The sequence below is a fragment of the Serratia sp. CY47280 genome (assembly GCF_052168655.1).
Taxonomy (GTDB): Bacteria; Pseudomonadota; Gammaproteobacteria; order Enterobacterales; family Enterobacteriaceae; genus Serratia; species Serratia bockelmannii.
The window spans coordinates 266,722-276,762 of sequence record NZ_JBJNMG010000005.1 but is presented as its reverse complement, the minus strand read 5'-3'; the positions used below and the strand labels follow the sequence as shown (position 1 = coordinate 276,762).

7 protein-coding genes and 1 rRNA gene are annotated in these 10,041 nt (G+C 61.0%); 3 read left to right on the top strand and 5 right to left on the bottom strand.

Translation table 11 applies throughout. The annotated features are described in order from the left end of the window. Both rrf and ACJ8J4_RS19775 read left to right on the top strand, forming a co-directional pair. Nucleotides 1-109 (top strand): 5S ribosomal RNA (gene rrf, locus ACJ8J4_RS19780); the annotation flags it as partial. Between the two features lie 256 nt (nt 110-365). Next, nucleotides 366-1,676: an MFS family transporter gene (locus tag ACJ8J4_RS19775; protein ID WP_025304008.1), complete on the top strand. Its 1,311-nt coding sequence runs from the start codon at nt 366-368 to the stop codon at nt 1,674-1,676. Between the two features lie 36 nt (nt 1,677-1,712). Here ACJ8J4_RS19775 and pssA read toward each other — a convergent pair whose 3' ends face one another. From pssA to trxC, 4 genes are all read right to left on the bottom strand, one after another. Beyond that, complete coding sequence (pssA, locus tag ACJ8J4_RS19770) at nt 1,713-3,068, bottom strand: CDP-diacylglycerol--serine O-phosphatidyltransferase (RefSeq protein ID WP_025304007.1); 1,356 nt, start codon at nt 3,066-3,068, stop codon at nt 1,713-1,715. Nucleotides 3,069-3,220: 152 nt separating this feature from the next. Then, entirely contained in the window at nt 3,221-5,869 is a 2,649-nt protein-coding gene (locus ACJ8J4_RS19765) for a bifunctional acetate--CoA ligase family protein/GNAT family N-acetyltransferase (protein ID WP_264383734.1), read from the bottom strand. Between the two features lie 48 nt (nt 5,870-5,917). Continuing rightward, on the bottom strand, nt 5,918-6,607 hold the full coding sequence (locus ACJ8J4_RS19760) for a tRNA-uridine aminocarboxypropyltransferase (protein ID WP_047573925.1): 690 nt from the start codon (nt 6,605-6,607) through the stop codon (nt 5,918-5,920). 112 nt (nt 6,608-6,719) lie between these two features. Continuing rightward, entirely contained in the window at nt 6,720-7,139 is a 420-nt protein-coding gene (trxC, locus tag ACJ8J4_RS19755; RefSeq protein WP_004928868.1) for a thioredoxin TrxC, read from the bottom strand. Nucleotides 7,140-7,346: 207 nt separating this feature from the next. On the opposite strand from trxC, the gene ACJ8J4_RS19750 reads away from it, so the two are divergent. After that, complete coding sequence (locus ACJ8J4_RS19750; protein WP_033644167.1) at nt 7,347-8,435, top strand: tRNA/rRNA methyltransferase; 1,089 nt, start codon at nt 7,347-7,349, stop codon at nt 8,433-8,435. Nucleotides 8,436-8,495: 60 nt separating this feature from the next. Here the strand turns inward: ACJ8J4_RS19750 and emrB are convergent, their stop codons facing one another. Next, nucleotides 8,496-10,034, bottom strand: a complete 1,539-nt coding sequence (gene emrB / locus ACJ8J4_RS19745) for a multidrug efflux MFS transporter permease subunit EmrB (RefSeq protein ID WP_197836375.1) — start codon at nt 10,032-10,034, stop codon at nt 8,496-8,498. Between the last annotated feature and the right edge of the window lie 7 nt (nt 10,035-10,041).

Sequence of the window (10,041 nt, the reverse complement as noted above, 5' to 3'; positions counted from 1 at the left end):
GCAATAGCGCGGTGGTCCCACCTGACCCCATGCCGAACTCAGAAGTGAAACGCCGTAGCGCCGATGGTAGTGTGGGGTCTCCCCATGCGAGAGTAGGACACTGCCAGGCATCAAATAAAGCCGAAAGCCCTGAACTGACGTTCAGGGCTTTTTGCTATGCGTAAAATGGAAAATCCCCGTTGTAATCCGCTTCAGCTTTCATCGTACTGTTTAATATTCATCACAAAACCAACGCATTGTTTCTCTGAATATCAGATATTCTTCGTCCGCTATTAAGTTTGGCTGTTAACTTATAAATAACAATAAAGTAACACCTGGCGGCAGGACGCCGAATTTCATCATTGCTATGGCTCGGAGAAAACATCATGACAGAAACAACCTCGGCTCTTGGGGATGAGCACGGCACCGAACAGGGAGCGCTGGATAACAAGAAACGCATTTTCGCTATCGTCGGGGCTTCGTCAGGCAATCTGGTGGAGTGGTTTGATTTTTACGTCTACTCCTTCTGCTCAATCTACTTTGCTGCCTCATTTTTTCCGGCGGGCAACAGTACGACACAGCTGCTGCAAACCGCCGGGGTATTCGCCGCCGGCTTCTTCATGCGACCTATCGGAGGTTGGTTATTCGGCTACATCGCTGACAAGCATGGCCGGAAAAACTCGATGCTGATTTCGGTCTGCATGATGTGCGCCGGATCGCTGGTGATCGCCTGCCTGCCGACTTATGAATCAATCGGCAGCTGGGCGCCGGCGCTGCTGCTGATTGCCCGCCTGTTCCAGGGGTTGTCGGTAGGGGGGGAATATGGCACCAGCGCCACCTACATGAGCGAGGTGGCAATCAAGGGGCGGCGTGGCTTCTACGCCTCGTTCCAGTACGTGACGCTGATCGGCGGGCAACTGTTGGCGCTGCTGGTTTTGGTGATCTTGCAGCAAATATTGTCCGGCGAAGAGCTGAAAGCCTGGGGATGGCGTATTCCGTTTGCCTTGGGGGCGGTGTTGGCGGTGGTGGCGCTGTACCTGCGCCGCTCGCTGAATGAAACCTCCGATGCGAAGACGCGTAACCACAAAGATGCCGGTTCGCTGACGGGGCTGTGGAAGAACCGCAAGGCGTTCCTGATGGTGCTGGGCTTTACCGCCGCCGGTTCGCTGACCTTCTACACCTTCACCACCTACATGCAAAAATACCTGGTGAACACCGCTGGTATGGACGCCAAGCTGGCCAGCGCCATCATGACCGTGGCGCTGTTCGTCTTTATGCTGCTGCAGCCGGCGGTAGGCGCGTTTTCGGACAAAATCGGCCGTCGCAGCTCGATGCTGATCTTCTCAGCCTTCGCCACGGTGTTGACGGTGCCGATCCTGTTTGCCTTGAAAGAGGTGACCAACCCCTTTATGGCGTTCGGTCTGATCGTGTTGGCGCTGTTCGTTGTCAGCTTTTACACCGCGATCAGCGGGTTGCTTAAAGCCGAGATGTTCCCGCCGGAGGTACGCGCGTTAGGGGTAGGCTTGTCTTATGCGGTGGCGAATGCCCTGTTCGGTGGTTCGGCGGAATATGTCGCGTTGTCGCTTAAATCGTTTGGCGTGGAGAACGCTTTCTTCTGGTACGTTTCCGGCATGTGCCTGCTGGCGTTGCTGGTCTCGCTCCGGTTGCATCGCAAAGGCAAGGAGATACAGCTGTAATAAAAACCCCGGCCTTGGCCGGGGTCAGAGTCCATCTTACAGGATACGGCTAATCAGCCGATCGATGCGGATACGCCGCAGACGGCGAATCAGCTTACGCACCTTGATCGGGTACTGCTGAATGCTTTGCAGCTCCTGATAATGGCCGACCACGGTGGTGTGAGTGCGGATGCATTCCAGCTCTTTTTGCCGCTGCTCGCGCATTTCCTGCTTGGGATCGTGGATCAGAATGGCGTTTTCCAGATCCAGCCGCCAGGCGCGCGGGTTGAGGTTATTGCCGGTAATCAGCTGCCACTCTTCGTCTACCCACATGCCTTTCAGGTGATAGCTGTTATCGCCATCCTTCCACAGACGCACGATCAGCTGCCCGGTGTCGATATAACGCTGCAAGCGGCTCAGAAAGCGGCGCAGGTTGATCTCGTACAGGTAGGGCAGCGCGCCGATGATTTTGAACGGCTGGTCCTCCGGAATATAGAAGTCGTTGGCGGTCTTGTCGCCGACGATGATCTCCACCTGTTTGCCCTGGCGCAGCAGATAAATGATGTTGCGCACCAGCAGCGCCGGCAGGTTGAAATAGGGAGTACACAGCGTCAGTTTCTGGTCGGCGCACGACATCAGGTGATGAATGGTTTTATTCAGCACGCTTTGCTTGCCAAGCCCAACCAGCGGCGTCACCGCCAGCTCATCGTTGCCGGCCTTGCCGCGGAAGTGGTAACCCGCGCGGCGCAGGGCGAAACGGAACAGACGGGTCTCGTTTTTGATCTCCGGGCTTTTCGGCCGATCGCTGCGATCGAGGCGTTGTACGGCGCCGGCGGTGAGCAGATGCTGCTTGATGTAATCGATCAGGGTATCGGCCAACACCTCATTGGTGATCAGCTGGTAGCGATCGTAACGGTATTTCTCATGCTGATGCAGATAAACGTCGTTGATGCTGGCGCCGCTGTAGATCACGGTATCGTCGACCACAAAGCCCTTCAGGTGCAGAACGCCCAACGCTTCGCGGGTATTGACCGGCACGCCGTAGATCGGCACCGACTGTTCCGGATGTTGGCTGGCCATGGCGCAGTACCAGTCGGCGTTGGTATTGGCGGCGGCGGCGCCGATTCGCCCGCGCTGTGCGCGGTGCCAGTCGACCAGTACGCAGATTTCCAGCTCGGGCCGACGCTGCTTGGCTTGATACAGCGCGTTGAGGATCTCGCGCCCGGCGTCGTCATGCTCCAGATACAGGGCCACCAGATAGATGCGTTGGGTGGCGTTGGCGATGGCGCTCAGCAGCGTGGTGCGAAAATCGGACGGCGCGTACAACGTACGAACATCAGCAACCGTCTGGGGGAGTTTGGGCAGTTGTGCAAGGTGTTGTTGATGTTTGCTACGTTTAAATTTTGACAACATCACAGTGCGTTTCTTCTCTCATGATTGATGGCCGGAACGCCACAGGCATAAAAACAATAAACCGAATAATCGGGCGATAATACCATTAGTTGCCCCGATTGTGCGTATGTTTTGGCGTTAAGTGGTGGATTCGTAGCGCATTGCGACGCAGGTCACTGCGCGTCGGCGGCCTGCAGCGGCAGCGTCAGATTGACGATGCCGTCCTCAAGCTGCACCTCGATGCCAAAGCCCAGTCGCTGCGCCAGCGCGATCATGCCGCGGTTATTCGGCATGGTGATGCCGCTCAGGCGGGTCAGGCCATGCGCGCGCGCGTAGGCGATCATTTTCTCCAGCAGCTGACGGCCTAGGCCCACGCCTTTGAGATCGGAACGCACCAGTACGGCGAACTCGGCGTCGGTGTTGTCCGGATCGGACAGCGCGCGGGTCACACCGATGATCTCGTCTGCGCGCACCGCCACAAAGGCCATTTCTCGATCGTAGTCGATCTGCGTCATGTTGGCCAAATCGTCATGGGTAAACTCGTTGATCTCGCTGAAGTAGCGATAATAGAGGTCTTCCTTGGTCACCCGGTCGATGAAATGTTTCAGCGCCGGTTCGTCTTCCGGCAGGATCGGGCGGAACAGGCACTGGCTGCCGTCTTTCAGCGCGATAGTCTCTTCCAGCTCATGCGGATAAGGGCGGATCGCCAGCCGCGCCTGCGGATCGCCGCTGAACGGTGCGAGCTGCATCGAAACGTCCAGCAGGGTGAACTCGCTGCCGGAAGCCAGCACCGGGTGAATATCCAGCCGGGCGATCTCAGGGCAGTCAAGGATCAGGTTGGAAACCTGCACCAGCAAGCGGCTTAGTCCAGGGATATCTAAAGGCCGCAGTGCGCTGCGCCCGCGGATCTTGCCGCCTTTCACCGCCTGCAGCACCAGATAACGCGCCAGCGCCATATTCAACGGCGGCAGCGCGACCGCGACCTGATTTTCCTGGCGCCACTCTACGCCGCCTTCTCCCAGCATGATCAACGGGCCGAAAATGGCATCCTGCTCCACCGCGATGCGCAGCTCCTGGGCGCCGGCGCGGTTGGCCATGCTCTGCACCAACAGGCCATGGATGCGCGCCTGGGGGTAGGTACGCTTCACACGGTCGAGGATCGCCTCCGCCGCGCGCTGCACTTCGGTCGCGGTGCGCAGGTAGAGCATCACGCCCTGAACTTCCGATTTGTGCGGAATATCCGGCGAACGCAGCTTCAGCGCCACCGGGTAGCCGATCTGCTCGGCGATGTGCACCGCTTCGGCGCTGTCTTCGGCGATCCAGGTCGGCAGGGTGCTCAGGTCATAAGCCTGCAGAATGGATTGCACCTCGTGGGTATCCAACTGGGTGGCGCCTTCGGCCAGCGCCTGATGGATCAGGCGGTGAGCGTCGGCGGTATTGGCGGTCAGGCCGACCGGCAGCGCCGGGGTCTCTTTCAGCTGCTTTTGGTTGCGGCGGTATTCCACCATATGCATAAAGGCGGTGACCGCGCCTTCCGGCGTGCGGTAGGTGGGAATGGCGGCCTCGGTAAACTGCCGGCGCGCCTCTTGAGAAGAGTATTCGCCGCACCAGTTGGTCAGCAAGGTGATGCGCTTGCCGCGCGTATGGCGATGCAGCGCGTCAATCAGCCGCTGCGCCGTGGCGGTGCCCGGCGCCGCCGCACTCGGCGCATGGATCAGAAGCAGCGCGTCATAGTCGTGGCTGTCGAGCAGCGCTTCGAGAGCCGCCAGGTAGCGCTGCGGCGTGGCGTCGTCGCGCAGATCGAGCGGGTTGCCGGCGCGAATGAAATCCGGCAGCGCACCGCTCAGCTTCGCCAGGCTTTCCTCGCTCAGCGTCGCCAGCTTGCCGTTGCGGCCGAGCAGTTCGTCCAGCGCCATCGCCGCCGGCGCCGCGCCGTTGCTGACGATCATCAACCGTTCCCCCCGCAGCGGATGCATATGGCTGAGGGTTTCCACCGCGGAGAACAGCTCGTGAGTATCCTGCACGCGCAGCAGGCCGGCGCGCTGGATGGCGGCGTCATAAGCGGCGTCCAGCCCCAGCTGGCTGTTGAGCAGTAATTGCGCCTGTTGGCTGCGGCCGCTTTTGATCACCAGAATGGGCTTGTTGCGTGAGGCGCTGCGCGAGGCGGAGAGAAAGCGTCGTGCGTCGCTGATGTTTTCCAGATACAGCAGGATGGCGCTGGTCTTGCTGTCGCGCGCCAAAAAGTCGAGCAGGTCGTCGACGTCGATATCCAGGCTGTCGCCCAGCGCGATGAAATAGGAGAAGCCGACTTCGCGCTGCTGCGCCCAGTCGAGAATGGTGTTGGCGACTGCGGCGGACTGCGAGATAAACGCCAGCTTGCCCTTTTGGATCGGCACCGGCGAGAAGCTGGCGTTGATGCCTTGCCACGGCGCCAGCAGCCCCAGACTGTTGGGGCCCAGCAGTCGCATGGCGTAACGCTGCGCGCAGGCTTTGAGCTCGGCGAACTGTTCCGGCGGCGAAGAGAGCACAATGGCGGTTTTGCAGCCGCGTTGGCCCAGCGCTTCAATCAGCGCCAGATTACGGCTGGCGTGGGTGCAGATGATCGCCAGATCCGGCGTCAGCGGCAGGCTGGCGACGTCGGGATAGGCCATGACGCCGCATACCGCCTTGTAGCGCGGCGTCACCGGCAAGATGGGCCCGCCGAAACCGCCGGCCAGCAGGTTGCTCATCATCAGGTTGCCGGCGCGGCCCGGCTGCTGCGAAGCGCCCAGCACGGCGATCGATTTGGGACGTAGTAGCGCTTCTAACCCTCGCTGGCTCATGCACGGCTCCTTTTGGCAACGTTACGCCTGATTTTAGGCGCTTTATGGCTACATTGCTGTGACCGGTGCCTCCGGTCGGGTCGGTTTTCCCGCCAGATACTGTTGACGGAAATAGCGGAAGTGCTGATTCAATCCGTCGGCGGCCGGCATATCGCCCGCCTGTTGCAGCAGGGCGGCGGCCACTTCCGCCGTGCAGTGTTGCTCGGCGCGGCTGGCTTCGCGCAGCTGGTAGGCCGATGCGGCGTCGACGTTGAGTGAAAACACCGGGAATTGATTGAGATACGGGCTTTTACGGAACATTTTGCGCGCTTCCGCCCAGGTGCCGTCCAGCATGATGAACAGCGGCGGTTTGCCGCCGACGGGCAGTTCGCTGAACACCGGCCGCTCGGCGTCGGCGTAGGACGCGGGGAACACCACGTAAGGCTGCCGTGTCGGATCGTTGATGGCCGCCAGCAGGGCGGGATCAACCTCGGTACGCGACCAGAGGAACGCCTGGGTGTCCGGCAGGATATCGGCGATCAGGCGCCCGGTGTTGCTGGGCTTGAGCGGCTCGGCGCCGAACATGATCAGGCAGAAACGGCTGCCGGCCTGCTGCGGGCGAATGGTATCGCACAGGCAGTTCTTATGCGGCAGCAGGCACCCCTGACAACGCGCCACTCGGCAACCGCGCGCCAGAAAGGGGCGGGTGGCGCGGTCTAAACGGAATTGGCGCAGGCGAAGTACGGCGTTGTCGGTCATAACGATCCTGGGAAAAACCGCTATTGTAACGCAGAAAAAAGCCCGCCGGGAGGGGCGGGCTCGATCGGGGGCGTTCGCGCGCGATGGCGGGATACGGCCTATACTTGCCGAATCACACTAACTCGTTGAGCCAGTTGTCAAACGGCGCTTTCGGCATCGCGCCGTTGAGCATGTCGACCATCTTGCCCTGACGGAATACCATGATGGTCGGGATGCTGCGGATGCGGAAACGGGCGCTCAGTTCCGGCTCGGCTTCGGTATTCACTTTCACGAAGCGCACTTTGCCGGCGCGCTCTTCGGCCACGTCTTCAAAGATCGGCGCAAAGCTGCGGCATGGGCCGCACCACGGCGCCCAAAAATCGACCACGACCGGCAGATCGTCCTGCAGCAACTGGTCCAGCGTGGCGGCGGTGGCGTTGATCACTTCACCGTCGAAGAGCTCATGGCCGCAGCGGCCGCATTTCGCATTGTCCGCCAGACGTTCTTCCGGCACGCGGTTGGTGGCATTGCAAGCTGCACAAACTGTATTCATGTTGACCTCGGGTACAGAGAAAGCCGGGTCCCCGCAACGCGGTTGCGGAGATGTTTCTTTAATGCTGACGATTATCGGCAAAACCCGGCGCATGAACAATGAGGTTTGTTCAATGGATGTGATAGTTGGGAGCTTTTAGCGCAAGTTGGTGGCTTCATGCACCAACATCAGGTAATCTTCGCGCCCTGCGCGTTGGTGGAGAAGACAATGAACGATTCATTTAGTGGCAAGAACGGTAAGGTCAAAGTGATGTACGTCCGCAGCGACGACGACAACGGCGACGACCGCAACAAGAATAAACGTCCGGCCGGCAAAGGCCGTCCGGCTGACGGTGCGCGCTCGGGCCGCACCGGTCAAGACAAGGCGCGCGGCGGCAATGACCGTCGCGGAGCCGATTCCCGCCGCAGTGAAAGCGATCGTCCTCGCCGTCCGGCGCGCTCTGAAGATCGCGGCGGCAACGAGTCGCCGTGGAGAACCGTGTCGCGCGCGCCGAGTGAAGAGCCGGCGTTCGATCACGGCGGCATCAGCGGCAAAAGCTTCATCGATCCGGAACAGCTGCGCCGCCAGCGCGCGGAAGAAACCCGCGTTTACGGTGAGAACGCCTGTCAGGCGCTGTTCGCCAGCCGCCCGGAAGCGATCGTGCGCGCCTGGTTCGTGCAGTCGGTCACGCCGCGCTTCCGTGAAGCGCTGCGCTGGATGGCGGCTAACCGCAAAGCCTACCACGTGGTGGATGAGGAAGAGCTGGCCAAGGCTTCCGGCACCGAGCACCACGGCGGCGTCTGCTTCCTGATCAAAAAGCGTCAGGGCCTGGATGCGCAGACCTACCTGAAAACTGCGCCGGCGACCGACTGCGTATTGGCGCTGGAAGAAGTCGGCAACCCGCATAACCTGGGCGCCATCGTCCGTTCGTGCGCCCACTTCGGCGTCAACGGCGTGCTGCTGCAGGATCCGGCGTTGCTGGAATCCGGCGCGGCGGTGCGTACCGCAGAAGGCGGCGCGGAGCACATCAAGGCGATCAACGCCGATGATTTCCTGTCGGTGCTGGATACCTTCCGCAAGGCGGGTTACACCATCGTCACCACCTCCAGCCACAAAGGCACCGCGCTGGCGCAGGCCAAGCTGCCGGCCAAGATGGTGCTGGTGCTGGGCCAGGAGCGCGACGGCCTCAGCGACAGCGCCTGGCAGCAGGGCGATATGAACGTGTCTATCGGCGGCACCGGCAAGGTAGAAAGCCTGAACGTTTCCGTGGCGACCGGCATTCTGCTGGCGGACTGGTGGCGTCAGAATCAGGCGTGATTTTCATTACGTCGAATAAAAAAACGGGCGCCTCAGGGCGCCCGTTTCGTTTATTGAAGCTTAGTGAGCGCCGCCGCCCCCGCCGCCGCCGGAGCTGAATGGCGGTTTCGCTACCCACACCAGCGCCAGCAGCACCAGGAATACCCCGGCCGACAGCCAGAAAATCTCGTTGGCGGAGATGATCAGCCCCTGTGCCGTGATCTCGTTGGCGATGTAGGCCGACGCCTGCTGCTTGCTCATGCCGAGCTGCTCGAGCTGCCGGTACATCTCCTGCGACTGCGGATTGTACGGGTTGACGAACTCCGTCAGCTGCGCGTGATGCTGCGATTCGCGCTGCGTCCACAGGGTAGTGGTGATCGAGGTGCCGATCGACCCCGCCAGGGTTCGCGTAAAGTTCGACAGGCTCGATGCCGCCGCCATGCGTTCCGGCGGCAGGCCGGACAGCGTGATGGTGGTCAACGGCATGAAGAAGCAGGCGATGGCGAAACCTTGAACGAACTGCGGCCAGGCCGAAGCGCCGAAGTCCATGCCCGGTTCAAACGTATAGGCGCGCCAGTAGAAGCACACGGCATACATGATGAAGCTGAAGGTCACCAGCCTGCGCATGTCGAGCCGGTTGCCGAACTTGCCGATGATCGGCGACAGCAGCACTGGGATCAGCCCGACCGGCGCCGACGCCAGCCCGGCCCAGGTGGCGGTATAGCCGTACACCTCTTGCAGCAGCTGCGGCAACAGCACGATGGCGCCGAAATACAGCATGTACGCCAGACTGATGCACAGGCAGCCGATGGTGAAGTTGCGCGACTTGAACAGCGACAGATCCACCACCGGATGGTCATCCGTCAGCTCCCAGACCACCAGGAACAACAGCGCTACGACCGCCACGACGGTCAGGGTGATGATCTCGGTCGAGTTGAACCAGTCCAGCTCCTTGCCCTGATCGAGCATCACCTGCAGCGAACCGATGCCGACGATCAGCAGCACCAGTCCAACCGTGTCGATCGGTTTGATCTCGGTTTTGGTTTCTCGCCCCTTCAGCGTCGCCATCGCCGCCATGATAACGAAGGCGCCGATCGGGATGTTGATGAAGAAGATCCAACCCCAATGGTAGTTGTCGCTGATGTAACCGCCGAGGATCGGCCCGAAGATCGGCGCGACGATAACGGTCATCGACCAGAGCGCCAGGGCCATCGCTCGCTTGGCGGGCGGGTAGTTGTTCAGCAACAGGCTCTGCGACAGCGGGATCAGCGGCCCGGCCACCACGCCCTGGATCACGCGGAAGAAGATCAGCATGCCGAGGCTGTTGGAGATGCCGCACAGCCAGGAAGCGAGGACGAACAGCGCGGTGGACCAGAGGAACAGCCGCACTTCGCCGATGCGCTTCGCCAGCCAGCCGGTGATCGGGATCGAGATGGCGTTCGCCACGCCGAACGAGGTGATCACCCAGGTCCCCTGCGAGTTGGAAGACCCGAGGTTACCGGCAATGGTGGGGATCGCCACGTTGGCGATGGTGGAGTCCAGCACCTGCATGAAGGTCGCCATGGCGAGCGCGACCGTCATCCAGGCGAGCTGGGCGCCTTCAAGCGGTTTCTGTGGCAAGATGGCC